At 41.5% G+C, this 26,721-nt stretch carries 26 protein-coding genes; 18 read left to right on the top strand and 8 right to left on the bottom strand.

The annotated features are described in order from the left end of the window. Positions 1–442 precede the first annotated feature (442 nt). Both ACIFOD_RS17805 and ACIFOD_RS17800 read left to right on the top strand, forming a co-directional pair. A complete protein-coding gene (locus ACIFOD_RS17805) occupies positions 443–1,636 on the top strand; it encodes an MFS transporter (RefSeq protein WP_430315725.1) in 1,194 nt (397 codons plus the stop codon). A gap of 247 nt (positions 1,637–1,883) precedes the next feature. Beyond that, positions 1,884–4,628 (top strand): GTP-binding protein, encoded by a 2,745-nt coding sequence (locus ACIFOD_RS17800; protein ID WP_430315724.1) that lies wholly within the window; start codon positions 1,884–1,886, stop codon positions 4,626–4,628. Positions 4,629–4,696: 68 nt separating this feature from the next. Here the strand turns inward: ACIFOD_RS17800 and ACIFOD_RS17795 are convergent, their stop codons facing one another. Then, entirely contained in the window at positions 4,697–5,560 is an 864-nt protein-coding gene (locus tag ACIFOD_RS17795) for an STAS domain-containing protein (RefSeq protein WP_430315723.1), read from the bottom strand. 256 nt (positions 5,561–5,816) lie between these two features. On the opposite strand from ACIFOD_RS17795, the gene ACIFOD_RS17790 reads away from it, so the two are divergent. The 3 genes from ACIFOD_RS17790 (at position 5,817) to ACIFOD_RS17780 (ending at position 8,160) form a co-directional block, all read left to right on the top strand. Continuing rightward, on the top strand, positions 5,817–6,626 hold the full coding sequence (locus tag ACIFOD_RS17790; RefSeq protein ID WP_430315722.1) for a basic amino acid ABC transporter substrate-binding protein: 810 nt from the start codon (positions 5,817–5,819) through the stop codon (positions 6,624–6,626). A 158-nt stretch (positions 6,627–6,784) separates the two neighbouring features. Continuing rightward, positions 6,785–7,441 carry an amino acid ABC transporter permease gene (locus ACIFOD_RS17785; protein ID WP_397553166.1) on the top strand — a complete coding sequence of 219 codons (657 nt, stop codon included), beginning with the start codon at positions 6,785–6,787 and terminating at the stop codon, positions 7,439–7,441. Then, on the top strand, positions 7,438–8,160 hold the full coding sequence (locus ACIFOD_RS17780; protein WP_430315721.1) for an amino acid ABC transporter ATP-binding protein: 723 nt from the start codon (positions 7,438–7,440) through the stop codon (positions 8,158–8,160). Before ACIFOD_RS17785 ends, ACIFOD_RS17780 begins: the two co-directional genes overlap by 4 nt. A 90-nt stretch (positions 8,161–8,250) precedes the next feature. Here the strand turns inward: ACIFOD_RS17780 and ACIFOD_RS17775 are convergent, their stop codons facing one another. Genes ACIFOD_RS17775 through ACIFOD_RS17760 form a run of 4 tightly spaced genes read right to left on the bottom strand, consistent with a single transcriptional unit; the run spans position 8,251 to position 12,033 of the window. Continuing rightward, a complete protein-coding gene (locus tag ACIFOD_RS17775; RefSeq protein ID WP_430315720.1) occupies positions 8,251–8,781 on the bottom strand; it encodes an RNA polymerase sigma factor in 531 nt (176 codons plus the stop codon). Between the two features lie 25 nt (positions 8,782–8,806). Continuing rightward, on the bottom strand, positions 8,807–10,777 hold the full coding sequence (locus tag ACIFOD_RS17770; RefSeq protein WP_430315719.1) for a DUF6449 domain-containing protein: 1,971 nt from the start codon (positions 10,775–10,777) through the stop codon (positions 8,807–8,809). Next, positions 10,749–11,651 (bottom strand): ABC transporter ATP-binding protein, encoded by a 903-nt coding sequence (locus ACIFOD_RS17765; RefSeq protein ID WP_430315718.1) that lies wholly within the window; start codon positions 11,649–11,651, stop codon positions 10,749–10,751. The genes ACIFOD_RS17770 and ACIFOD_RS17765 overlap by 29 nt, the downstream gene beginning before the upstream one ends. Continuing rightward, the gene (locus tag ACIFOD_RS17760) at positions 11,638–12,033 is read right to left on the bottom strand and encodes a GntR family transcriptional regulator (RefSeq protein ID WP_428975147.1); all 396 of its coding nucleotides are present in this window, start codon (positions 12,031–12,033) and stop codon (positions 11,638–11,640) included. The genes ACIFOD_RS17765 and ACIFOD_RS17760 overlap by 14 nt, the downstream gene beginning before the upstream one ends. Positions 12,034–12,253: 220 nt before the next feature. On the opposite strand from ACIFOD_RS17760, the gene ACIFOD_RS17755 reads away from it, so the two are divergent. The 4 genes from ACIFOD_RS17755 (at position 12,254) to ACIFOD_RS17740 (ending at position 16,369) form a co-directional block, all read left to right on the top strand. Then, on the top strand, positions 12,254–13,039 hold the full coding sequence (locus ACIFOD_RS17755) for an ABC transporter ATP-binding protein (protein ID WP_430315717.1): 786 nt from the start codon (positions 12,254–12,256) through the stop codon (positions 13,037–13,039). A gap of 2 nt (positions 13,040–13,041) precedes the next feature. Further along, positions 13,042–14,664: a hypothetical protein gene (locus ACIFOD_RS17750; RefSeq protein ID WP_430315716.1), complete on the top strand. Its 1,623-nt coding sequence runs from the start codon at positions 13,042–13,044 to the stop codon at positions 14,662–14,664. Positions 14,665–14,930: 266 nt separating this feature from the next. Continuing rightward, a complete protein-coding gene (locus ACIFOD_RS17745; RefSeq protein ID WP_397553106.1) occupies positions 14,931–15,746 on the top strand; it encodes a ZIP family metal transporter in 816 nt (271 codons plus the stop codon). Between the two features lie 80 nt (positions 15,747–15,826). Continuing rightward, positions 15,827–16,369 carry a histidine phosphatase family protein gene (locus tag ACIFOD_RS17740; protein ID WP_430315715.1) on the top strand — a complete coding sequence of 181 codons (543 nt, stop codon included), beginning with the start codon at positions 15,827–15,829 and terminating at the stop codon, positions 16,367–16,369. A gap of 36 nt (positions 16,370–16,405) precedes the next feature. Here ACIFOD_RS17740 and ACIFOD_RS17735 read toward each other — a convergent pair whose 3' ends face one another. Beyond that, positions 16,406–16,729, bottom strand: coding sequence for a general stress protein (locus tag ACIFOD_RS17735; protein WP_430315714.1), 324 nt, complete (start codon positions 16,727–16,729; stop codon positions 16,406–16,408). Positions 16,730–16,857: 128 nt separating this feature from the next. On the opposite strand from ACIFOD_RS17735, the gene ACIFOD_RS17730 reads away from it, so the two are divergent. From ACIFOD_RS17730 to ACIFOD_RS17690, 9 genes are all read left to right on the top strand, one after another. Then, positions 16,858–17,184, top strand: a complete 327-nt coding sequence (locus ACIFOD_RS17730; protein WP_430315713.1) for a thioredoxin family protein — start codon at positions 16,858–16,860, stop codon at positions 17,182–17,184. A gap of 206 nt (positions 17,185–17,390) precedes the next feature. After that, positions 17,391–17,933, top strand: coding sequence for an RNA polymerase sigma factor (locus ACIFOD_RS17725; protein WP_430315712.1), 543 nt, complete (start codon positions 17,391–17,393; stop codon positions 17,931–17,933). Then, positions 17,911–18,645: a hypothetical protein gene (locus ACIFOD_RS17720; protein WP_430315711.1), complete on the top strand. Its 735-nt coding sequence runs from the start codon at positions 17,911–17,913 to the stop codon at positions 18,643–18,645. The genes ACIFOD_RS17725 and ACIFOD_RS17720 overlap by 23 nt, the downstream gene beginning before the upstream one ends. Positions 18,646–18,812: 167 nt before the next feature. Then, positions 18,813–19,112: a hypothetical protein gene (locus tag ACIFOD_RS17715; protein WP_430315710.1), complete on the top strand. Its 300-nt coding sequence runs from the start codon at positions 18,813–18,815 to the stop codon at positions 19,110–19,112. Positions 19,113–19,349: 237 nt separating this feature from the next. Beyond that, entirely contained in the window at positions 19,350–19,940 is a 591-nt protein-coding gene (locus ACIFOD_RS17710; RefSeq protein WP_430315709.1) for a DedA family protein, read from the top strand. A 170-nt stretch (positions 19,941–20,110) separates the two neighbouring features. Beyond that, on the top strand, positions 20,111–20,872 hold the full coding sequence (locus ACIFOD_RS17705; protein ID WP_148967249.1) for a threonine/serine exporter family protein: 762 nt from the start codon (positions 20,111–20,113) through the stop codon (positions 20,870–20,872). A gap of 46 nt (positions 20,873–20,918) precedes the next feature. Continuing rightward, positions 20,919–21,374, top strand: coding sequence for a threonine/serine exporter family protein (locus tag ACIFOD_RS17700; protein WP_044339076.1), 456 nt, complete (start codon positions 20,919–20,921; stop codon positions 21,372–21,374). Between the two features lie 160 nt (positions 21,375–21,534). Beyond that, the gene (locus tag ACIFOD_RS17695) at positions 21,535–23,724 is read left to right on the top strand and encodes a beta-propeller domain-containing protein (RefSeq protein WP_430315708.1); all 2,190 of its coding nucleotides are present in this window, start codon (positions 21,535–21,537) and stop codon (positions 23,722–23,724) included. A gap of 158 nt (positions 23,725–23,882) precedes the next feature. Further along, positions 23,883–25,451, top strand: coding sequence for a mechanosensitive ion channel (locus ACIFOD_RS17690; protein ID WP_430315707.1), 1,569 nt, complete (start codon positions 23,883–23,885; stop codon positions 25,449–25,451). A gap of 79 nt (positions 25,452–25,530) precedes the next feature. Here the strand turns inward: ACIFOD_RS17690 and ACIFOD_RS17685 are convergent, their stop codons facing one another. Beyond that, entirely contained in the window at positions 25,531–26,421 is an 891-nt protein-coding gene (locus ACIFOD_RS17685; RefSeq protein WP_324746522.1) for a manganese catalase family protein, read from the bottom strand. A gap of 22 nt (positions 26,422–26,443) precedes the next feature. Beyond that, positions 26,444–26,668 (bottom strand): YuzF family protein, encoded by a 225-nt coding sequence (locus ACIFOD_RS17680; RefSeq protein WP_397553097.1) that lies wholly within the window; start codon positions 26,666–26,668, stop codon positions 26,444–26,446. Positions 26,669–26,721 lie beyond the last annotated feature (53 nt).

The following is a 26,721-nucleotide window of genomic DNA, read 5'->3' as shown; positions in this document are numbered from 1 at the left end:
GAAAATAATTATGTATGTTTAGGCGTGCAAATAAGATTATTCAGAAATTTACGCCATGTTGTTATTATAGTATAATTCTTTGTCTTTTCAATAAAAGGTTGGGAATTAGATGGTTCTTCCAAGAATTATGGTGTGTGTGGGTCTGGTTAATCTGCATTTGTTTTTTGCTCATTCGAGTGAAACGTTCGTTTCACTCGCCTTTCAGCGGGCGCTGAAAGGTGAGCCAAAAAACAGTCAGTATTACTTTCTCTATATTCACTTGAATTCAATCATAAAAAATCACGCGTTTCATGGTGCAATATTTGTAAAAAACTAGCATGTTTTCGCCGGTTTTAAATCGTATCGCATTTGTGTTTTATGTGCTATTATTTAGTAATTCGAAATATTATCCTCCTGAATGTATTGTGAGGATTATTGATAGATGGTGAAAGGAGGTTTTCTTATGGATAAGGTAAAGGATCCTTTATGGACGAGGTCTTTTATTATGCTGATGGTAGGAAACTTGTTTGTGTTTATGTCGTTTCAAATGCTGATACCGACGCTTCCGCCTTATATAAAGTCAATCGGGGCTTCAGGGTTGGAAATTGGTTTAGTGACGACGTTATTTTCGATAGGTGCAGTGTTAAGCAGGCCTTTCATTGGGTTTATGTTGGAGTATAGGGACAGGAAACCTCTCGTTCTGATAGGCGGGATCTCGTTATTATTGATTACGGTGATTTACCCATTGTCCAGTGTGGTATTCATCTTTCTTTTGTTCAGGTTTGTACACGGATTGGCGTGGGGTTGGTCCACAACGGTGAATGGGACGGCAGCCGTGGATGTGGTGCCGAAATCTCGCTTAGGTGAAGGGATGGGGTATTACGGATTGTCGATTACGATAGGAATGATTATAGCTCCGAGTCTCGGGATTTATTTATTCCAGGTAACGACGTTCACGAACCTGATCATTACTTCCAGTGCACTTGGTGTCATCGCGGTTGTCTTGTTAGGTGTCGTTCATTACCGTACACCTCAAGTCGTCAAAGAAACGAATAAGGAAGACTTGAAATTTTCATACCTGGGTTCATTAGTTGAAAAATCCAGCTGGTTTCCAGCGTTCATTACGATTATGGTGACCTTTGGGTACGGGTCGATCGTTACCTTTATCGTCATCTTTGGGGAAGAACGTGGAATCCAGCATATCTTCTTGTTCTATTTATGTAATGCGATCATGGCATCCCTATCAAGACCGATTGCAGGGAAATGGTTTGATGAACGCGGACCTAAGGGGCTTGTTCTCTTTTGTATCGTGATTACCTTTATCGGTATGTGGGTATTATCCTTTGCCCATTCTGATTTCCTCATCATCGTATCAGGTATTTTGTTTGGAGTTGGATTTGGATCTCTTATTCCAACACTCCAATCCTGGACTTTGTCATTAACTCCTGACAATAGAAGGGGAGTAGCCAATGGAATGTTTTTCTCTTCCATTGATCTTGGAATCGGCTTAAGCGGCTTAGTATTCGGGGTGCTTGCACAATATGTTGAGACGGGTGTTTTATTCCAAATTTCAAGCTTATTCCTGCTTATTGCTTTAGTTGTAGCTATACTGGAAGGGCGCAAACAAAAAAAGTTTGTTCACCAGACATCCGCCTAGTTTGATGGCTGAACAATGGTGGTAAGTAAAAAGGACTATCTGTTTTTGAAGGCACAAGCAGCCTTTAGTAACGGATAGTCCTTTTTTCTGTAATGGAAGTGATCCCTATGAATCACGGCAGAAAGTATCAATCGGAAATTGAAAAGGAAATGAAATTTTATCCCAAGGAAATTCTGTTAGAATGATAGAAATAGACTAGTCTGTGAGGTTCCTTGAACAGGGGGATCCACATATAACGGAGGACATTATGACAGAAGAAAAATTACTAATGGAAAAGTCATTCTATGGAACTTTTTTAGTAGACTATGACACGAACCGTCATCCAATTGAAGTGCTTGGTCAAGCTTTTGTAGAAGAGCAGCAAAATGAGCCGTATGATTTAACGTTCATTCGCTATGCTCAGGGTGAGGTCTATTTTCATAGCAAGGACTATGAAGCGGCTATTTTCAAATGGGAAAGCATCCAGAACGAATTAGAACCCTGGGCAAAGAAAAATATCGCGGATTCTTACTATGAGATTGGGTTGTTATCGTCAGCGGAGGATGTCTATACAGCTATTCAAACGGAAAGCACGATTTTAACGCTGGAAGTATCCCTGCAGCTATTCTCTCTTTATATCGAACGAAATAAGATTCAGTCAGCTTATCGTACCATCGACAAAGCCTTGGCGATTGATCCGGATTATCCCAACGTAACTGAACTCGCACGGGCTTTTTATGAAGAACAAGAGGACTGGAATAAAGCCGTGGAACTGGCGGTTCAGGAATCGATCCGTACCCAGGATCCTGCCTGGTTCATGATTCTGAGGGAATATGGGGATCAAGGTTACACAACATCCTTTGCACCTACCTATTTCTACGACTTACTGATTGCGGTCTATGAAAAGGATCGTAAACAATTTAAGGATCTCGTGTCTGCTCTGTGGACAAGTTACAGAAGCAATTCAGTCGCACATATTGAATGGATGCTGACGGTCAATACAATCTTTGAATATGTAGAAATACTCCCGAACGAATCATGGGAGGACATCTTATCCCAATTCCAGGAAGCATACGTAGGATTCCTGGAAGGCAACTACTTAGTGAAAGATCTGGAAGGCTTTATGCCAAGCATGCTGAGCAATTGGCTGAAAGTGAGCAGGGATCATCAACCACTTTTCCCTGCAGCGGCCGTTTTAGCCTGGAACGATGTCTTTTCGTACAGCATTGAACAGATGGTGACGGATGAGGCGGAAATGATCCTGCTGGAAGGAGACTCCTATCAAGCCCGCTTTGAAGACATTATTCTGTTCTTAAATAAAATTATGGATTGGTCAGAACGAAATGATGCTTCTGTAGGTTATAAAACAAAATGGATTGCGGAGCAGTTAATGGATCTGAGTGAACACCACTTATTAATCGCAGGGAGTGGCTCAAGCGGAAAATCTTCCTTCGTTCAATCCGTTTTAGGTGAGAGCGTCGGTGAAGCTGAAGACTCCACCATCATTTATAGCTATCATGATCAGCAGGTAGAAGTGAAGGAGATTCACGATCATGGTGTTCACAAAGTCGAGAGCATAGCTGATTTTGAAGAGCTGATGCAAAGGGAAGCATTCGTAGAATACAAGCTTCCGTCTGAGTTTCTTAAGAAAAATAGAAGTGCTATCATTGACGTTCAAACCGGCAAAAGGCATCTGGATGATCTAACGGCCTTTTATCCTGTAGCGGATGGATTACTGTATGTCTTGAATGCCGATGCCCCGTTTAATGCAGAGGACAGACAAACCTTAAGAAAATTAGCGGAAATCGGACAGCCTGTGAACGTACATTTCTTATTAAATAAGATGGACAAAGTATCTCATTCCGACCGTACAGAAGAGATCATTGAATCAGCCCGAAACAAAGCCCGGGAATGGTTCCCGGACGCAGAGGTATTGCCATATTCATCCCTGGAAGCCGTTCATCTGCAGCGACAGGATGTTCAGTCCTTCCTAAAGAAACAGTATATGATGAATGGAAACGTGCTCAAAGCGGAACGTGGAGCCAAATTATTTTACCTGGTCAGAAAAACACTAAGAGATCTATACTCAAAACGTAAGAATCGTGAAAATGAGTTGAAAGATACAATCGAGAAGAATGAAGATATCCTGACTCGTTTGAACGGCTTTGAAAACTACTTGGGTGACATGCAGAGCGATAAGGTATCAGTCATTAAGGATTCTTTCCATAAAAAGAAAGAAGCGATGAAGAAGGAAATCTCTGAGAAAATCCCCCGTATCCTTAGCGGCTGCTCTGACCTGATCAGTGAAGAAAGTGATTTCAAACAGATCCATACAGAGTTAAATGAAGCGATGAATACGCGGATTCAAGGGTATATCCAAGATGATCTCATGCCCCGTTATGTCAAATCCCTTGAGGAATGGCTTGGCTTTTCAAAGCAGGAGCTTCAAGACAGCCAGGACTATTTAAATGAGATGAGTGAAACCTTCAACGAGTTATTCGGAAAGGATAAAGTCGTTTTACAATGTGATTTCCAAGTAATGGACGACTGGCGCCGGGATGTAAACCGAATGGGAACGAGAGCCCAGATTGATAAAGAGAATATTCTATTGCGCTTTAAACCGGCTCAGTTCCTATTGAAGAGTGCCGGAAAGCTGTTAGGTGTATTACCTCAGAATAAGTCGTTACTCTACAATCAATACAAGCGCTACTTAGAGAACGAAGATTATCAGGATATCACGGCATCTGTCGTCAATAAATTTTTCCTTCAGTTTGATTTGTTCGAAAAATCATTGCAGCAGGATGTTCACTCTTTCTTCGCAGAGCCATTTAAACAACTGGACGTCACGATTAAAGATACAGAAACGGATATTGCAAGCGACAAAGAAACGTTAAAGAAAATGAAAGCAAATCCGGAGCGATATTTCGACCCAATCACTTTATTCGAAGTGAAACTGCTTCAACATGAATATATGGTGAAAGCGAGTTATAAAGCTTCACATCATTATTCTTAACAAAAAAGACTGATTCTGAAGGGGTAGTGCCCCGCGAGAATCAGTCTTTTTATTTTGCGTCCATCTTCCTATACCTGCAAAAATGCGCTATTTTCCTGAATTACATCGGCAATGATTCGCTCGAGTGAATTTTCAGTATGGATATTGGAGAAATCCAATCCTAAATGGATGGCTGTCTGGGCAACTTCAGGACGAATCCCGGTGATGACGCTCTTCACTCCAAGCAGATTTAAGGCATCGATGAGGTGAAAGATTTGCTGAGCGACCATGGTATCAACCAATACCACACCTGATAAGTCGATGATCAGCATGGATAAATGGGCATCGGCACTTTGTTGAAGGGTTGCATCTAATATCATACGGGCCCGTGTCGTATCAATATCTCCAATGATAGGCAGAAGTCCTACCTCTGAAGTTAAAGAAATGACCGGTGTACTTAATTCCTTAATCAGGGTTGACTGTGCCTGGAGTCGATTCATTAATATGTTCAGGAACGTGGAAGTGAACGTTTCTAACACATAATCCAATGCGAAATTGATCTTTCGTTCCCACTCGAATACTTCTTTCAACTGGACGTTTACGTTCGATTCTTCCACAAACTTTTCGACATACGTCCAATACACTCTTCTGAACACACCTGAGTTACGAACAACCTCATCGAGAGTCGTACTGGATTTACTTCGATCTGCAGCTGTTTGTGAAGTCCAGTTATAAATCAATTCTTTTGAGTCTTCTTGAGAAAGTAACAGACACCTGGCGATGATTTTCACATAATTAGAGTTTTGTTCTTTTATTTTGTTGAGTACCTCTGGAGGAGAATCAAGCGAATAGTGAGATCCGGATTTAATATTCTGGAACTTCAACCAGTCTTCAGTGAAATCTAAGGCATGATCAACTAAGTATTCATATAAATCAGACGAATGTGTATCCATAAACTCTCCCTTTAAACTTGGCTTATACTCTTATTCTGAAACCTATAGAGGAGACTGTCAATGTTAAAGGTATCAATAGAGATAAAACAAAGATATCAGATGCATCTTTTTATACATTTTAATATACAAAAATCCGTATCACTAGAAAGATGATTAGTCTGAAAACTAGTAATTTTCCAATAGTTATTGGTTTTCTAGTAAAAAAGTTGTATAATTATAATTATTAGAAAATACAAACTATTTTAGGGGGCCAATGATGAAGAAGAAAGTAAGAGGATTATTTCTAGTATTGATGATTGGAATGGCAGCGATCATGACTGCCTGTGGAAGTGAAGAAGCAAGCGGAGATAAAAAAGAAAAGCTAGTAGTGGGGACCGATGCAGCCTTTGCTCCATTTGAATATATGGATAAAGGGGAAATTGTCGGATTTGATATTGATTTTTTAGAGGCCGTCATGAAAGAAGCCGGTTATGAGTACGAAGTGAAGAACATTGGATGGGATCCGTTATTTGCAGCAGTTCAAGGCGGCAAGGAAGTCGATATGGGGATTTCCGGTATCACCATCAATGATGATCGTAAAGAAACGTTTGATTTTTCCAATCCTTACTTTGAATCCACTCACATGATCATGTTTGGCGAAGGTGTGGATATCAAAAGTGCCCAGGACTTGAAAGGACTGAAGATCGGGGTTCAAAATGGAACGACCGGTCAGGCGGCAGCAGAGAAAATAGTTGGGCAGAACAGCTCTGATATCTCTAAATACGAAAACAATGTAGTAGCCATTACGGCATTAAAGCAAGGTCAAGTCGATGCTGTTGTAACCGATAATACGGTTGTAAATGAATATGTGAAAAACAATCCGGATGACAATTTCAATACAGTAGAAGATCCGGAAAACTTCGAATCTGAATTTTATGGCTTAATGTTTCCGAAAGACAGTGAGTTGAAGTCTGAATTTGATAAAGCGGTAAAAGAAGTGATTGAAAATGGAACATATGCTGAGATATACAAAGAATGGTTTGGTACAGAACCGAACACTGACGCTTTATTAAAACAAGCAGAATAAGGGAACAAGGGGCGTAGTGAAAGTAGGGAGGATCTTCTTTATCGATTTTAAAGAGGATTGTTCCTTCTTCACCTGCCCCTTTTATATGAATCTAATTACTACTATTGAAAAGGAAAGCGGGATAACGCCGTTACCGAGACAAAAGGAGTTAGGATATGCTGGATTTCAGATGGGACATTATTGGGGAATACTTACCTTTTTTTCTAAAGGGAGCACTATTAACAATTGGTTTATCGGTGGGAGCCATCTTTTTAGGCTTAATCTTCGGACTGCTGATGGGGATATTCAGAATTTCCCCCTATCTCCTCGTTCGAACACCTTTCATTTGGTACATAAACTTTTTTAGAGGAACACCATTATTCGTGCAGATCCTACTCATTCACTTTGGTGTGATGCCAATGATCATGTCGGAAATTAATCCGGCTGTGTCTGCATTAGTGGCATTATCGTTGAATGCCACAGCGTATATCGCCGAGATCTTCCGTGGGGGCATTCAATCTATTGACAGGGGTCAGATGGAAGCGGCCAGATCTTTGGGGATGACCAATCTCCAGGCGATGAGGTATATCATTATCCCTCAAGCATTTAAGCGGATGATTCCGCCACTTGGAAATGAGTTTATCGTGTTATTGAAAGATTCTTCCCTGGCAGCGGTCATTGCCGCTCCGGAACTTATGTACTGGGGCCGGGCCATGCAGGGTCAATATTATCGTGTATGGGAACCGTACCTGGCAGTCGCTATTATCTATTTAATCCTTACTCTATCTCTTACGTATCTACTAAACTATATTGAGCGGAGGATGGCAACCGAATGATTAAAGCAGTGAATCTTAAGAAGTCCTTTGGAGAATTAGAAGTATTGAAAGATATCAACGTCAATATCGAACCGCAAGAAGTGGTTGTAGTAATAGGGCCATCGGGTTCAGGAAAATCAACGTTTCTGCGTTGCTTGAACCTTTTGGAATCGATTACCGATGGTAATGTCTATATTAAAGATCGAGACATCACGTCCAAGCAAACAGACATCAATAAGGTCCGGACCGATGTGGGGATGGTTTTTCAACAATTTAATCTGTTCCCTCATAAGACGGTGATCCAGAACATTATGCTCTCACCGATGAAGGTGCGAAAGTGGCAAAAAAATAAAGCGGAGCAGAAGGCATTGGAACTTCTTGAAAAAGTGGGACTGTCTGAAAAGGCTTATGTGTACCCGGACTCCTTATCAGGAGGGCAGAAACAGCGGGTCGCCATTGCACGGGCACTTGCCATGGAGCCTGAAATCATGCTGTTCGATGAGCCCACTTCAGCCCTTGATCCCGAAATGGTAGGAGAGGTGCTGGAGGTAATGAAACAACTGGCGAAGGAAGGCATGACCATGGTGGTCGTAACCCATGAAATGGGATTCGCAAGAGAAGTAGGGGACCGTGTCATCTTTATGGACGGCGGGTATATCGTGGAAGAAAACCTGCCGTCTGAGCTCTTTGGCAATCCGAAACATGAACGAACCCAGGCGTTTTTAAGTAAAGTGCTATAACGGGGGGCATCTTTCAAGCCGCCAATGATCTTGTTTCTATTCAACTATTACAAGAACGATAAAAGGAGCCCTTAAACAAGGCTCCTTTTTCTATGCAGTCTGTGCATAAACGATCGAGTACAGCTGCTTTCTTCCCCGGTGAAAACGGGTTTTGACGGTGGAGGGAGAGAGGTTCAGCTTTAAAGCAATCTCCCTATCACTAAGATCCTGTGTCACTTTCAATGACATGACTTCCTGCTGAGAAAGTGGCAGCCTCTTAATATTTTCCTGGATGCTGCTCTTAAGAAACCGTGCTTCAATCTCTATTTCCAGAGGGTTATTATCCTGTATGGATTGAACCTCTTCATCAGCTTCCATATAGACTTCATTGCGTTTCGATTCTTTTCGGATGAAATCGATTGCTGTACATCTTGCGATAGAAGTGAGCCAGGACTTCGTTTTCGTCACATCGAGTAAAGTATCCATCCTGATGTAGGCCTTGAGAAAGGTTTCTTGAACGATATCCTGTGATAGATGAGGGTCCTTTGTCATCGTATAAGCGATATGATAGATCAGTTTATGAAATTGTCCATACATCTCCTCTAACGTGAGAGGAGATGGTTGCATCTGTAGTGTGTCCATATGGCTTCACCTCGACTTTCAATAGTCAATTGTCCGTTTTATTCTTCAGGAATGAAGGCGTTTCTTCAGCTTTTAAGCCTCGCACTTCGATATTTCCGTGGGTTTTATACTTGATGATCACTATATATTCATTGGTCATCTGATTGTATACGAGTTGATTCATGATGGTTTCTACGTGTTTGGAGTCCGCTACTTCGATCCCTTTGTTTTCTTTCTTTAACTCCAGGGCTGCCGTATCTTGATCTACGACGTTGAACAGACGGTTTCGGTAACGCTCTTGATCGATCACGTACATCCACTCGACGTCATCTGCAGTAACCCTTATATCTTCAAGGTATCCATTCTCCTGTAGCCAGGATTCGAATTTCTTATCGTTATTCCGTACCCCGACATGGGTCCATTGATTCTCTGAAAGAAGTAATTCAACGTTATAGAGATTCACTCTGTCCCGATCTTCAAACCTATCATTATAGGTTTCTTCTTTTAAAATCCCGATGGCTTCATTGATTTGTTCCGGATCGACAATGCTTATACTCTGTCTATTCCCCAAATCAGAATAAATCGATAGCTTGTCTACCTTGCTTGAATTAACGGCGAAGATTTGCTCCGTCGTTTCTTTATAATTATTCATTTCATAAAGTGAAGCGTACTGGGATTTGAATTCGTCTATATTCACTTGATAGTTCCTCACCAGCTTACTGCCATCTTTCATCTTGTAATAGAAAAAGATTTGCTCGCTATCGTCAGGAGTTGCTTTGTTCTGATTTTGGTTGTTAACGATTTCTTCATGAAGGTTCAGAACCGCTTCAATAGTTTTAGGTTTGCTCATAAATGGTTCTTCAATGAGTGATTCTGGATTGTCCGTCAAGGAATAATAGCTTGGGCTCACATGAACTTTTTCTACATCTTCCAATTCAGGAATCTTCTTTTCATATTGAAATAAATCGAACTGAATGAATAAACCGATAAGAGATATGATCACGGCAAACCCGGCAAAGCCCTTCCAATGACGGAACACTCTCCAATGTTTTTGTAAAACCATTTCTGCAAGATAATAGCCTATGAATGATCCTATAAAATAGCCGAATATGGTCCATCCCGTCTCTTGATAGATTCCATTAAAGTACATTCCGCCGACCAGCATGAAACAGAAAGCGACTCCATATTTGAACAGGGGTCGGAGAACAGGAAATACAATGGCAAGTGACGCTGCTTCTACTTTTCTCGTTTTATACAATACATACGATAAACCATAGAGTAGGAGAGTGATAGCTATGAACAGTGTCACATCTAATCCGGAAAAGATTTTATTCTCAAGATATACGGCCTTGATGACAGGGGAATATTGTTCAATTTTGATATTGAAAAAATAATCCTCCGGAAAACCGTATAAAAGATTTTTTAAGCTAAAGCATACGAGCATAAACATTCCAGCCGGTAATAAGAGCAGGATGTAAGTCATAGCTCCCTGTACAGCTGTCAGTCCTGTTATCATGGCCACAAAGGTAGCGGCTGTGAACAGAAGGATGTTCATTAGGATCGTGATGCCGCACCAGATGAAAATATCTTGAACATCAATAAATTGCTGAAGATCCGTAAATGAATAAAGGGAAAGTAAAATCGCTGTATTCAGTACAATTGGCATGATGAGAATGACGAATCCTGTAACGGTAAAATGAAAAAATAATTTGCTGCGTGTCAGTGGGAGACTATGCATGAAGTCTGCAGCCTGTTTTACATGTAAATAACGGAAAAGGAAAAGGGATAGGATGACTGGAACGAACAGCATCAAACCCATTTGGATCGGGTATTGCATTTTGAATAGGTTTTCGTAAATGGCAATCGGATAGGGCTGATTGTCGTTAGATAGTTTACCGATAATGTCAACCGGCAAAGAAAAGAGAAGTCCGATAAAATAAACGATCCCTACCCACCCAACATTCCGAAGGCTTTGAATGATGACTTCCTTATTGATCCATGATGTTTTGGATGGCATATCCGACGTCCTCCATTTCATAAACAAATATTTCCTCAAGGGTCAACGGTAACATATCGAAAATCACCGGATGATAAGGCTGGATCATGCTTCTCACATGTTGTTCGTCACCTCTTACGATGCAGAGGGACACGCTTCCCCTGGTCTCTTCGTGCAGAAGGTCAAGCTCAGTAAAGATCTTTTGAGGCATCTCGCCTTTAAAGGCCAACTGAATCTTATGAATCCCGGATTTCAAATCATCAAGCTCTTTCTCCAGTAAAAATCTTCCCTGATGCAAAATTCCGATATGATCACAAATATCTTCCACCTCACGCAGGTTGTGAGAGGAGATAAGAATCGTCATCTCCCGGTTGGCCACCTCGGTGATCAGTACGCTTTTTACCTTCTTACGCACGACAGGGTCTAATCCGTCAAGGGGTTCGTCCAGAATGAGCACATCCGGTTGAGTGGATAATGCAAGAATGAAAGCTGCTTGACGCTGGACTCCTTTGGAAAATTTATGAAGCTTTTTGTGAGGGTCTATCCCAAATAGGCCTGCTAGAGATTTATATTCATGCTCATCCCAACGACTATAGGTATTTTGATAAAATCTTGCCATTTGATTTAAGGTATAGTGAGCGAAGAAAAACGGTTGATCAGGAATGAAAACCAAGGTTTCTTTCGTTTGGACATTTTCAAAGACCGGTTGATCTTTTAAATAAATGTCTCCACTTTCGGGCTTATGAACTCCAGAAATGGATTTGAGTAGTGTCGTCTTTCCTGCACCATTCGATCCGAGCAGTCCATAAATCGATCCCTTTTGAACAGAGAACGAAACGTCATGGATGATTGTAGTACCTTCAAAGGATTTACTTAATGATTTAATCTCTATCATCAGATTGATTCCCTCCTACCGATGCCTCGATGTCAGCAATCATCTGCTTTAAATCTTCAGGCGTGATCCCTAAATAGAGAGCTTCAGACAAAAGTTTAGACAACTCTTCTTTTACTTTCATGATTTTCTCCGCGTTTTGAATGTGATTTGATGGATTAACAAAGCTACCCCGTCCTTTCACAGAATAAATGAACCTTTGAGTTTCCAGTTCCCTATAAGCTTTTTGGATTGTGTTTGGATTTATGGTCAGCTGCTGAGCCAAGGCACGAACGGAAGGCAATTGTTCGTCAGGCTTCAACACCTCATTAATGATTAACTCTTTTAATTTCTCGACTAATTGTTCATAAATGGGCTTTCGACTTCTTAAATCAAGCTCAAACATATCCACCCTCCCAACTGTGTGAAGTGTACTATGTGTCTTAATACAGTTAAAGTATATAACAAGTTCTGCCAGTTTGGGAAGAGGGGAAATGAAAAATTTTTCAGAATGAGATGCAGTGCAAAGAATACGAAGGTAAAGCGGGTAAAATCCATTCTCGACTGACCATAAAATGGAATTTATGTTAGCATATAGGCATATCTAGAGAAAAAAGGGGATTTATATGGACGTACGAGAACCGATTTTATCGATCAGAGATTTGAAGAAGAGATATGGAAGCAAGGAAGTGTTAAAGGGCGTACAGCTGGATGTATATAAAGGACAGATCATCGGCTATATCGGTCCGAATGGTGCTGGGAAAAGTACGACCGTCAAGATCCTCCTCGGCCTTGAAGAAGAGTATTCGGGGCAGGTCACGCTATTCGGTAAAGATATATCTGCAAGTTCAGTAGAATACAAGAAACGGATCGGCTATGTGCCTGAGATGGCGGATCTTTATGATAACCTGACGGCAGAAGAATACCTCACTTTCATGGGTGAGTTATATGGAATGAAACATGAAACAGCCAAGAAGAAAGCGGAGAGACTCATCGGATTGTTTGGACTTTCCGAAGTGTATGAGTCTAGGATCGCGTCTTATTCAAAAGGGATGAAGCAGAAAATCCTGATCATCTCGAGTTTATTACATAATCCCGATGTATTATTTCTGGATGAGCCCATCAACGGGTTGGATGCCAATTCAGTTATGATTTTCAAAGAGCTGCTCGCCCAGCTTGCCACGCAGGGGAAAACGATATTCTATTCCTCACACATCATGGATGTTGTGGAAAAAATCAGCAACCGCATCGTTCTTCTGCATAACGGACAAATTGTGGCAGATGGAAGCTTTGAAGAATTAAAGAATCAGAATATGGAAGGATCCCTTGAGGAAATCTTCAATCAATTAACCGGATTTAATGAACATAAGGAAACGGCAGCGGAAATTGTTTCTGTTGTGCAAGAGGTGTAAGGATGAAGGAATTTCGTACACTTCTGTTCCTGGACTGGTTTCAAGGGTTGTTTACGAGGCTGGGATTCGATTACCGGTTATTGAGAAAAATACTTCAAGTCAAACTTACGATGGATCAAAGGCGCGTGCCTACGATCTTTCAGCAGCAGGAAAGGAAGAAGGGGAAGGATGAGAACCGCTTTATTAAATCCCTTTGGGTGTACGCTTTGTTTGGATTATTCGTCATTCCCTTCATTCTGATGGGAGATCAATACATCTTTCAAATGAGTATCACCTTTACCGTGCTCATTTTCATCGTGATGACCTCGATGATTTCTGATTTCTCAGTCGTCATCCTGGACATCCGGGATCATACGATTCTCTTTACCAAGCCGGTCGAAAGAAAAACAATCAGCCTGGCTAAAACGCTTCACGTATTTATTTATCTGTTTTTCCTGACAGGTTCTTTGACAACGATTCCTTTGGTTGTAGGGTTGATCAATCATGGTCTTTCATTCTTTTTACTATTCCTTTCAGGGATCATTCTGATGAACATACTCATTGTGGTGTTTACGGCCATGCTCTATTATTTCATTCTCCAATACTTCGATGGGGAAAAGCTGAAAGACATCATCAACTATGTTCAGATCGGATTATCCATCGGACTTGCAGTGGGATACCAGATTGTGGCACGATCTTTTGAATTTGTCGATTTAACGATTTCTTTTACACCGGAGTGGTGGAATATCTTTCTGCCTCCCATCTGGTTCGCAGCACCGTTTGAATGGATTCTGAATGGTAACCACCATGTGATGATCCTGATTCTTTCATGCATCGCGGTACTATTTCCAATCATAGCCCTTACCGTTTACGTGAAAGCATTGCCGACCTTTGAGAAGAATCTTCAGAAATTATCTACCCATGGCGGTAAAAAGAAGAAAGCCCTTTTTCGATTAGGGGATGTTCTTATGAAGGTGTTGTCCAAGTCGAACGAAGAACGTGCGTTTTATCGATTCGCCCATTATATGATGAAAAATGAAAGGGAATTTAAGTTGAAGGTGTATCCTGCCCTTGGATTTGCCATTATCATGCCGTTCATATTCATCTTCAATGGGTTAATGGACGGTACGAGGGAAGATCTGCTGACTTCAAGTATGTATTTATCCATCTATTCGAGCTTCATCGTCATTCCCACTGTAGTGATGATGCTCAGCTATTCAGGGAAATACAAGGGGTCATGGGTTTACAAAGTAGCACCTGTTTCTAGCAGGGCTTCCATCTACAAAGGGACATTGAAAGCATTCCTTATGAAGCTGTTCCTTCCTTTGTATGGCTTGATAAGCATTGTCTTTATCATTCTATTCGGTTACCGGGTGATCCCTGAGATTGTCATCGTCTTTATTAGTGCCTGTATATTTACTGTTATCTGTCTCAGCTTAATGAAGGGAGCACTGCCCTTTTCCGAAAGCTTCGAAGGTGTCCAGCAAAGCGACAGCTGGAAGGTCCTGCCGTTCTATCTTATTGTGGGTGTGTTTTTGGGCCTGCATTACCTGGCTCTGCAGGTTCCGTTCGGTATCACTGGCTATCTCGTCATTTTATTCGTCGTTAATCTGATCTTATGGAAAACAGCCATTAGGGATCAATAAGAAGTACGTTCCTGCCTTTTTTAGGCAGGGGCGTTATTTGTCTGTTATGCTTGTCGGGGCTGAACGAGCCGCCTCCGCTTTAGGGTATACCTTGTATGGAAGTTAGGAAGTATAAAGGATGTATACACAATTTGATATGAATGACATATATATAGAAAAATGATGGGCTATGGGATATAGGCAATATGACATTTCTTTTGACAAAGAAAGTTTCCTTGATGCAAAATGGTGGTATTGAAAATTTTTGATCGGAGGAGAGGATTGGCATGTTCTTAGATTGGTTAAGTGGATTCAATCCAGTTGTCCAGGCACTGTTTGGCGGTACGCTGACATGGGGGTTAACCGCACTGGGGGCTGCATCGGTTTTTTTCTTCACCAAAATTGAAAAGCATACATTGAATATGATGCTTGGATTTGCTGCAGGTGTCATGATAGCGGCATCGTTTTGGTCACTTCTTGCTCCTTCTATAGAGTTCAGTGAGCAAAATGGTCAGATTCCATGGCTCGCTCCTGCTATTGGTTTTTTGCTTGGCGGCCTGTTTATTAGACTGTTGGATTTTGTAGTACCTCATTTACATCTCGGGAACTCAGCGGAAAAAGCCGAGGGACCTCCAACTAAATTTAAAAAATCAACCTTACTATTTCTTGCGATCACCCTTCATAACATTCCAGAAGGTTTAGCCATCGGTGTAGCTTTTGGTGCGGCGTCAATGGGACTTGGTGACGCAACATTGGTAGGGGCAATCGGGCTTGCAATCGGAATTGGCATACAGAACATGCCTGAAGGTGCGGCACTGTCCATTCCGTTGCGGGGAGAAGGAATGTCACGTCTGAGGTCCTTCAACTATGGTCAGCTTTCAGCCATCGTTGAACCCATTGCTGCCGTAATTGGTGCAGCTGCTGTCCTTTTAGTGCAGCCATTGCTTCCTTACGCACTTGCTTTTGCTGCAGGGGCCATGATTTTCGTGGTAGTAGAAGAGCTGATCCCAGAGTCTCAATCCTCTGGAAGTACAGACTTGGCTACATTGGGACTCATGCTTGGATTTGTTGTGATGATGATTCTGGACGTATCGTTGGGATAATAAAAGTAAGCATGCGGCTTAGAACGCATGCTTTTTTCATTTCCAAATAATAGTATAATGAAAGGGGAGGGGGAGAAAGTGTGAAGATTGGTCTCGTGAGGCATTTTAAAGTAACAAGAGGATATCCTAATAGATTTGTGACATCCGAAGAACTAATGAAATGGGTAGAAGAGTACGATAAGTCTGATGTAGAAGAGAATGAGGTAGATCTTCATGATATTGAATGGAGGAAGTGCTACGCAAGTGACTTAACCAGGGCAGATGTAACTGCCCGAAATGTCTATGCCGGGGATATCGTATCGTTGAAAGAGCTACGTGAAATCAGACTATCCCCCATATTTAGTTCCAAGAGAAAGCTTCCACTGTTTTTACATTTGTTTATGATCCGGGTAGCCTGGTGGTTTAATCATCGTTCTCAGCCTGAAAGTAAGAATGAGATCCTCAAAAGAATCAACGGGATTGTCGATACGGTCATACAAGAGGGTGAGGACGTTCTCATTGTAGGCCATGGCGGAATTATGATGTTTATGAGAAAAGAGCTGATTAAACGAGGGTTTAGAGGTCCTAAGTTTAGAAGACCGGTAAACGGGAAGCTTTATGTTTTTCAAGACAAAAAAGGATGATTCCGGGGAATCATCCTAAGTCAATTTTCTAAAAGGTTAGTTCTTAACAATCAATAATATCTTTCCTTCATCGAGCTTTTCTTCGTACTGATCCGCTTCTTCGTGAGAAAATCCAACTTCCATCAGCTTGTTTCGGAGTTCGTCACCTTTTTTCAGAATCATGTTCCCCACTGCAGTCCCGATGCCTGTTTCCTTTACACCGATTTCATTGGCGTCCGCTCGATCAGCTACTCTGTCCGTCCGGGCATCATCATGGGATAATACATAAAGATTATGTTTGTCCACTCCTTGAGAAGAAAGCTTTTCAACTTCTGTAATTAATTCCTTATCGTCATAAAATTCCTTAACAGTCGGTTTCATTTCAGGTCTCCTCCATCATTCAAATTGTTTTGTCGTTTATCTTTTCCCGCGGGTTTTTAATGGTAAACCTTTGGAGATGTGGGTATACCTATTATGAAGGTGAAATCAAAGAAGGGAGGCCATAAGATATGGAGGAAGTTCATTCTTTAGAAACAATCAAGGCTACACTGGCAGGGGAAAAGATGGTGTTACTATACATATCCAGACGCAACTGCTCTGTTTGTCATGCTCTGCTGCCCCAAGTGAAAGGGCTGCTGGAAGAGTTTCAAGATATAAAGTCCATTCATGCCGATGCAGAGGAAATGCCGGAAATAGCTGGTGAGTTCTCCATCTTTACTGTACCGGCCGTCATCGTATTTGTAGAGGAAAAAGAGATGTTCAGGAAGGCCAGATTCGTTCCAATCGATGAGTTACATAGCCAAATTTCCCGTTTGGTGAAGATGTTAGACAACTAAACAAACGTTTGATTAAGATTGGGATTTGTTGATCTGACAAGGTTAAAGGAGTTAAACGGTTGTTTAAGACCGTAATATTTCGTTCATGTGGTAAAAAATTTCTAAATGAAGGGCTGTTTTAAAATGGCTCTATTTTTATTGGGGAAAATTGAAACCTTTGGAGTTAGTGAAACGACTAATATTTACAGTCAAGGGGGGGAAGGCCGTTGAAAGAGGTTCAGGATCAGTTAGAAAAACTTTACGAAACGTACTTTCATGATGTCTATCAGTACTTATTATATTTTACAAACAACTATTCCGAAGCAGAGGATTTAACTCAAGATACATTTATGAGGGTGTTCAAAAGCTACCGCAACTTCAAACACCAATCTTCACAGATAACATGGATTATATCTATTGCCAAACGCACAGCCATTGATCATTACCGAAAGCGCAAGTTCATTTCGCTGCTTCCGGAAGCCTTAATGAATCTACTTAAAAGTGAAGATGGCCTCCCTGATCAAGAAATGGAAAAAAATGAAGAGTGGAAAGTTCTGCAAGCAGCGCTCTCTACCTTGAAGGCGGATTATCGAAATGTCGTCATCCTAAGAGGATTGAGAGAATACTCCATCAAAGAAACGGCAGAAATCCTTGAATGGAAGCCTTCCAAGGTAAAGGTCGATTATCATCGGGCCATCAAGCTGTTAAAAAAGCAATTAGGACATTCGATTGAAGGGGCGGTGCTGAGTGATGAACGAAAAATTCAATGATAAATTTCTACATTCATTAAAAAATCGACCAGATCTTGCTCCCCGCAAAGAGTTCAAGGAAAAGCTGAAAACCAAGTTATTTGAAGAAATGCCTGAGCCTAAGCAAAGTAGACTCAAAGTAAGAAGCTTGGTTCCGAATCTATTGGTTGCTGTATTGATTTTAGTTGGTGGATATTTGACCATCGAACTGATTACAAATGGGAGGGGCGAACAGAATGTTTCACAGGAACAGGAACCTATTCAACCTAATCAATCTAATCACGGAGACCCAACCCCTGAAAAACCCACCGAACCTGAGGGCGATAATGAATACAATTTCACACTGACAGCAGAAGAAAATGTTGTTTATCAAGCGTTTTCTGAAGATCCAACAGAAGCACATTTGAAAGGCCTGTCTCCCATTAGTATAGCGAAGATTTATGTTCAGGCATCGTTGGATGAACGATACGATTTGGTCTATGAAATGTACACGGACAGACCAGAGTATGTGCGCTGGACAAAACAAGAAGATGCGAAAATCCCCCAATCGGACCGGGGAACAAAGGACGATATTTTGAGTACTTTCAATGGAATTGAAGACGGTGAATTTATTCAAATGAGTGACAATGATGGCTATATCAAATATGACAATGGCGGAGAGGGCTATATGGGATTTCAGCTGATCAAGGATGAGGATGGCTATTGGAGCGTAGGATTCATGCCTATTCAGTAGTCCAATTCAACTGAGCACCTGGAGCGGAAAACAACCACTACTCGCTTGTATAAGAAAGAATCTAAAAAAAAGAGCTGCTAAAAAAGTAGCTCTTTTGTCATGGTTCAGTGAATAGGTATATAATAGAGAGTATAGTAGTCATGAAGAAATAAAAGGGGGCTTGATGAATGATCAGATTGTCTGGAACAAAGAAAGTCATGTTACTGTGTTTAGCAATCATCCTCATAATAGTAGCCAACCGGATTTCCAGTGTGCAACACCTGACCGCAAGAGTCGCCACCAACCTGTATGTTAGCCTGAAGTATCAGGATCTTGACCTCGAATACCAAAACGTCGAATTCTCACCCCAGTTTGGAGATTATTCTGTAGCGTATAAGGACAAGGATGGTAAAGTCTATGGATTCATGGTTACCCCTAAGTCCATGCCCGTCATCATACTTCACGACCCTCTTAATGAGTCACCTTAATCAAGTCTGAAAAAGTAATCTTCTTATCTATTAAAATCTCTTTTTCATGTATAAAACATAAAAAGGTGTGAACATAGAAATCATAGATCATCCGGACCCGCTCCTATAAAGAGGCAGGTCTTTTTTATGTGAAGAAAATACACCCCAGGTCTTAGAAACAATTACTTCTACGGCTTCTGTTAGCATATCGGCGTTTTTTTTATACTTAAGGTATTCGTTCGTATAGGAGTGACCTTGATGGAAGAAATCATGGCAAATTACATGTCTGAGTGGGGGTTATGGGGTGTATTGCTTTCTCTATTTATTGAAGGAAGTGCTTTCCCTTTTGTGGGCACTTTTTTTATCGTAACAATGGGATTTATTTTAGAATTAACGTGGCTGGAGATAGGAGTCATTTCTCTAGTAGGAAGCTTTCTATATACAGCCGGGAGCTATATTCCTTATTTTATCAGCTTTAAATTAGGTGCGAAGCTTGAGGCAAAGCTCAACCCTGAAAAACGGAAGAAGCTTAAAGAAGCGCAGGAAAAGTTCAGCAGCTACGGAATCTGGAGCGTAGCGATCGCAAGCCCCCTTCACTTAGGAAATGTCATTCCCTTCATGGCAGGCATGGCAAAAATGAATCTGAAAGTGTATTCTCTCCTTACTATGCTGGGTATTGCTCCTTCTACCTTTTTATTCTTAAGTATAGGCAAGTTCTATGAGGGTGATAGAGAAGTGATTCTGGGGCTGGTAGAAGAATATCAACTGTTGTTTCTGACAGGGTTTGTGCTGGTCACTGTTTTGTACATTCTTTTTAAAAGGAAGGGAGAAAAGGGAATAGGAGGATGATAGTAAAGATCTTGAGACTGGAGATTTTTCGACAAGTTGCTCGATCATTCGACCCTAACACCCTCTACACAGATTAAAACTACGTTAAATCATCCCCTTCCTCATTGATTACACCCCTTCTTTCCTATAAACTAGACCTATTCAAAAAATAGCACGTGTGGAGAGATCGTATGGAAGCAAAAATGATAAGAAGATATGACATTATGGAGGTCAGCTTGCTGGCGGGTAAGATCATGTTGCAAAGTGGTGCAGAGACGTATCGCGTCGAGGATACAATGATGCGCATCGCCGCTTCTTATGGGATTTCAGAATCTCACAGTTATGTGACGCCTACCGGGATCATCTTTTCGATTGAAACGTCTGAACCAACGAAAACGAAGCTGATTCGAATAAACGAGCGATCGACTGATCTTGAAAAAGTAACCCTCGTGAATAGTATTTCAAGGCAAATAAGCAAAGGGCATCTTACCCTTGAAGAAGCCTACAATGCCCTGGAGAAACTGGATCAATCAGATTTATCATACTCCTTTGTGATTCAGGTATTGGCTGCTTCAATTGCCAGTGGCTGCTTTCTCATCATGTTCCAGGGAATGTGGATGGACTTCATTCCGGCACTGATCACGGGTGGAGTCGGATTTACGAGCCTGATTTATTTTCATCGCCTCGTTCCGATCAAATTCTTTGCTGAGTTTCTTGCTTCCTTTATTATCGGAATGCTGTCGTATGGATTCGTCCAGCTTGGAGTAGGACAGGAACTGGATAAGATAATCATTGGATCTGTGATGCCCCTTGTTCCTGGTCTTCTCATTACGAATGCGGTTCGGGATTTGATGGCAGGTCATTTGGTGTCTGGTTTATCGAAGGGAGCAGAAGCCTTTTTAACTGCGTTTGCCATCGGGACGGGAATTGCCGTAGTTTTCACTCTGACATAGGGTGCATTTGATAAGTATCAAGAATAAAGATTGAGGTGAAAAGGGAATGCTCATCATCGAACAATTAGTGACCAGCTTCATATCCGCAGCTGCATTCGGGATTATCTTCAACGCTCCAAAGCAGTCCCTTTTTAAATGCGGAATTGTAGGAATGTTAGGCTGGATCATCTACATAGGAATGAGTTTAAATGACGCGGATGCGGTGCTTGCGACGTTACTTGCATCCTTTGTCGTTGCTGTGATAAGCCAGGTATTTGCGAAGATGTACAGAACCCCGGTCATCATCTTCTCTGTAGCCGGCATTATCCCCCTTGTACCTGGAGGACTTGCGTACGATGCCATGAGAAACTTCGTTCAAAACGATTACAATGCCGCCATCAACCTGGCAGCAAAAGCCTTCATGATCTCAGGATCCATCGCCATCGGACTCATCTTCTCGGAAGTCATCAACCAAGTCATCCGAAACGCACGACTGAATGTAAGTGCTAGACGAATGAGATAGAGGGACGGACCTTACTTTTGTGGGGTCTTTTTTTATTGGCTTCAGTAGAGCATAGAAACAAAGTTGAACGAAATGTATCCACCTGCAGACTCCGTGCATATGTAACATTTTCTCCCTCCCAACGTCTAATCAACAAATAGAACATATAGGAGGGTCATACATGAGTAAGAAATCTTATCTGCTCATTATTGCTGGTATTGTGCTGCTGGTGGCGCTTGGAACGTTTGCGTATAGTCAAAGACCTGTTGTGAAGGCCGAGGGGAAGATGGAGGGTGACCTTCTCGTGATGGAGAATAACTCATGGAATCTGCAATTTTCAACGGCCTTGAATAAGGAAACGGTGACGCCCCAGAACATTTATGTACAAGACTCCGATGGAGAGAGGATCAATGTCTCCTTGAAGTTGGATGAAAATCGAAAGACCCTGCAAATTCAAGCACCGTCAGGAGGGTATCCTTCTGATCCACACCAGTATACACTTCATATCTCTTCAAAAGTGAAAACCAAATGGGGTTTTTCCTATGACGGAGACACAGAAATACCCTTTTCTATAACCTCTAAACTACCCAGTATTCAATCCAAGGAAGAGCTAACGAACTATTTTAAACAAATCTTAAAGAAAAATAAGGAAGATACGGAGTATTCTCTTTTCGGAAGAGAAGGAAATATGGAGTCCAAGTCATCGGAAGATAGTGCGGCTGGAGAGTCGTCTCAATCGGGATCCGATTTTTCTGAAACGAATAATCAGGTTAAAGGAGTTGACGAAGGGGATATAGTGAAGACTGATGGAAGCTATATTTACCAATTAACCGACCGTAGGCTGCTGATTACAAAGGCAAATCCTGTCAAGGAAATGAAAGTGGTATCTTCTACCAGCTATAAAGAAAATATGCAGCCTCATCATCTATTTTTACAGAAAGATAAGCTGCTCGTCATCGGTAACAGCTGGGCGCATGCCCATTTCCAAGAGGATAAACAAAAGTCAATCGCTTCCACTATGCCTGTTGACGGAACGACTGTTGCGCTTCTGTATGATATCTCCGACAAAGCAAAACCATCTCTCCTCAGGCATGTTGAGCTTGAAGGTCAATATTTGACGTCCAGGAAGATTGATTCCACTGTCTATTTCATTTCGAATTTGTATCCAAACTACTGGACGATCGAACAGGGGCAAAATCCTGATCTGAGACCCCGGGTGAAAGATAGTTTAACAGGTGATGAAATGACGCCACTTCCAATACAGGACATTAAGTATTTTCCACAGTCCCAGTCCCCTAACTATACCTTATTGACAGCAATGAATATGGAGGATCCCAAAGCTTCTCTAAACATTCAATCCTATCTTGGAAGCGGCGATAAAGTGTATATGTCTAAAAATAATCTTTATGTGGCTGTAGAAAAATACAATGAAGATGGCAAGAACGGCTGGACCTCCTCCAATACGGAGATTTATAAATTTTCCGTCCGTGATGGGAACATTGCGTATTCTTCATCAGGGAACGTAGAAGGAAGGGCGTTAAATCAATTTTCCATGGATGAACATGAAGGCCACTTTCGGATTGCAACGACGAAAGGGGAGGTATGGAACAGTGATTCACCTTCATCCAATGCTCTCTATATTTTAGATGAAAACATGAAGAATGTTGGGGAAGTAACGGATTTAGCCAAGGGAGAACAAATCTATTCTGTCAGATTTATGGGAGATAAGGCATATATGGTCACCTTTAAACAAGTCGATCCCCTTTTTGTCATCGATACGGCAGATCCGAAAGCTCCAAAGGTATTGGGGGAGTTGAAGATTCCTGGTTTCAGCACCTATCTTCACCCCATTGACGAACATCACCTCATCGGGTTTGGTTTTGATACAAAAGTGGTGGATGATAACAAAGCAACCAATGAGGAACCGAGAATCGTTAGACGCGGAATGAAGATCTCTTTGTTTGATATTACAGACTTTCAGCATCCGAAGGAAACGGACACTGAAATAATAGGGGGGACGGGTACTCACTCTTATTTGTTGGAAGATCACAAAGCATTGCTTCATGAACCTTCAAGAAATCTATATGGTTTTCCCATTTCTGTTTATCATGAAAAAGAGGGAAGCCGGCATGAACTGGATTTTGACTATCAAGGTGCCCTTCTTTATGAAATCACACCTGAAAAGGGAATCGTTTTAAAATCTCAGCTCACAGATGAAGAAAACAAAAACAAAGAATATTACGAACAGTGGGAAGACCAGATTCAAAGACTCCTATATATTGATAATCAGCTTTATACAGTATCACATAAGAGAGTAACTGCTTACTCTTTAGACGATTTCAAAAAAGAAAACGCAATTGATCTCCCATGATGAAACCCCTTAAGGCGCTTGCCTTAAGGGGTTTCTATTACTTAAGACTCCCTGATGAATCATTTAGACTATCTTTTTTTGTCAGGTTTTGAAAAAAAATCTATGGGTAGATAAGTATTAGCATTATACAATTTCCATAATTGAAGGGAGAACATCGAATGAACAATGATATAACGCAAGAATGGTACGGGTACTTAGGGAAGCTTCCTGATCTGTTATTGGCTTTATTAGTGTTATTGATCGGGTGGATCATTGCAAAGGCTGTCGAAAAAGCCGTTTACGGAATTTTAAAACGGGTGAAGATCGATGACAACCTTTATTTTGGCAGCAGGAAAGGAGAACGGAAATGGACATCGGAGAAAGTCATAAGTAAAATTGTGTACTTTATTCTGCTTGTGTTCGTGTTTATTGCCTTCTTCAATATGTTGGACTTGAACTTCATTGCTTCACCTTTAGTCGGTATGCTGAGTACGATGGCAGCAGCGATTCCAAATGTATTAAAAGCAGCACTAATTCTATTATTTGCATGGATAGTTGCTTCTGTACTGAAGGTATTGATAGAGAAACTGGGTACGAGACCCGCAGTTAAAAGCACGCTGGTGAGATCTAAATTAGCAAAAGATGAAAATGATGTACACCGATATGTCTATACGGCTGCTAGAATTGTATTCTATCTCGTGCTTCTCATATTCTTACCGGGAGTGTTAGCAGCTCTTAATATCACAGGGGTTTCAGGGCCTTTCACGGAAATGCTCCAAAACTTCCTAGGGTTTATTCCTAAACTGTTTGCCGCAGCTATCATTCTCCTGGTTGGCTGGTTTGTAGCCAAAATCGTCCGGGATATTATCACGAACTTTTTACAAGCAATTGGAACAGAGAGAGTCGCTGAACGATTTGGCATTAACAAGCTCTTTCAGGGAACAACGGTTTCATCGGTCATTGGTACGATTGTATTCGTACTCATCATGATTCCGGTTACGATTTCTGCATTAGATCAGCTGAACATTCGTGGGATTTCAGAACCGGCGATTAACATGCTCAATCAGGTCCTTGTGATGCTTCCGAATATTGCGATTGCGATTCTACTCATTCTTGCGGGAGTCTGGGTTGGTAAATGGGTTGGAGCCATGGTTGCCCGATTATTGAACCGGGTAGGATTCAATTCTCTATTACGTAATATGGGTATTGGACGTATGAACGTCAATAAAAATCCGTATGAACCAACGGGCTCATCTTATATGAATCTATCAGGACTTGTAGGTAGAGTCGTTCAAATCATCATTGTTTTCCTCTTTGTAGTAGAGGCCCTGGAAATTGTGAGATTGGAATTCCTGGTCGCTCTGGCAACAGGTGTCCTTGCATATTTACCACATGTATTGGCAGCCATCGTCATTCTTGGGGCAGGCTTATACTTAGGTAACTTAGTCAAGAGCATCATATCCAACGTATTGAGTGATAATTTCCAAGTGCTTGGAACCATCACGAGATATGCCATCATTGCCTTAAGCTTCTTTATGGCCTTGGATCAATTAAAAGTGGCTGATTCCATCGTCAATATTGCCTTCATGCTGATTCTGGGTGGACTGGCACTAGCCTTCGGTTTGGCCTTTGGTCTGGGTGGAAAGGACTTTGCACAAAAATATCTTTCTAAACTGGATCGAAAAATTGAAGAAGAAAAGAACAGACCTAACAATGGCGGAACAGATACACCACCTTTTAATCAATAAGCGTCATAAACCACATGGTCCTTATGGGATCATGTGGTTTGTTTTGTCCTAATCTTTGTTGAGGCTGAGCCAGCAGATTTTATAAGTTTCTCAACAACCTCTTCGCAATCAGCTCATAATCATCCTTCGAAATACCAGGTGCAAATTCTTCTGGCAGGTCATCCAGGTTAGGGATCGGGGCTCCTTCAGGTGTGCCTTCAATAACCCTTAGTGGCTGCCCGTTTTCAGGATTTGTTCCCTTCCAGATTTGTGCGATATCCTTGTAGTCGTTGTCACTCCATGTATAAAGAACGTTATTAATCCCTTTTTCTTCGAATTTCACAGCTGTATCGAATTTGGAATTATCAAGGTCAGGGATGGGAAGCATCTTGGTAAGATCTACACCAGTTGCTATTTCCAGCGCCTTTGCGTAGGCCAATACATGCGTGCCGCCCCGAACTAGTAAGTACCCGATCATTTCTCTGGCAGTAGGATGGTCGGTCATTTCGTACACCCGCATTTTATGGGTTCTGGCTCCCACTTCCAAGAAGAAATTATGAAGTAGATCCAATACTAAATTTCCAGAGCTGAACACATTATCCCCCGTCCATGCCCTTCCCATGGAATCACCGGCCAAAGCAGTCTGGGCAGTGGCGATGTATTGATACGTGTTTCTGGCATCCAGTCCGTTTTGGAGTGGGGCGATATTAGGGTCACCGGGGAAGGTGTTCCCGACAGACAGCAGGTTAATGGTATTGGTTACAAGCTCGACATGACCGAATTCTTCTGCGGTAATACTGGCTACAATATCATAAAAGGGTTTGAGCTTCTTTTTCTGGCGAAAATTAAAGGACTGAAACATATAATTGTTTAAAGTAGACATTTCTCCAAACTTTCCACCGAGTAATTCCTGAACGGCAGCTGCGGCATTTTTATCACCGTGTTCAGGGATGGGGAGTTCAATGAGCAGCTTATTGATTCGTTTAAACATGTCTTATCCTCCTCTTTTGATTCTATCGGCCGGTATCTCCGGAACTGGGGAAGAACCATACGATTTGTTGAAATCGAACATAGAATGGCGTTCCGCTCACTTCAATGACAATGTGGTCAGGTAAAACACTTGCAAGCTTACCCCGCACAGAGCCTTCACTCGTCTGTACCACGAGAAATTCATCCATCATACTCATTAATGCTTGATACAAATATGGATCGGTTAAAGTAGACATTTGAATATCCATCACGTCAACTCCTTATCTTTCGACTAATCGTCCCCGTCAGTATATGAAAGGGG

Source organism: Rossellomorea sp. NRS-1567 (genome assembly GCF_050467885.1).
Taxonomy (GTDB): Bacteria; Bacillota; Bacilli; order Bacillales; family Bacillaceae_B; genus Rossellomorea; species Rossellomorea aquimaris_C.
The sequence above is the reverse complement of the archived record's forward strand: the minus strand, read 5'-3'. Positions and strand labels throughout refer to the sequence as shown.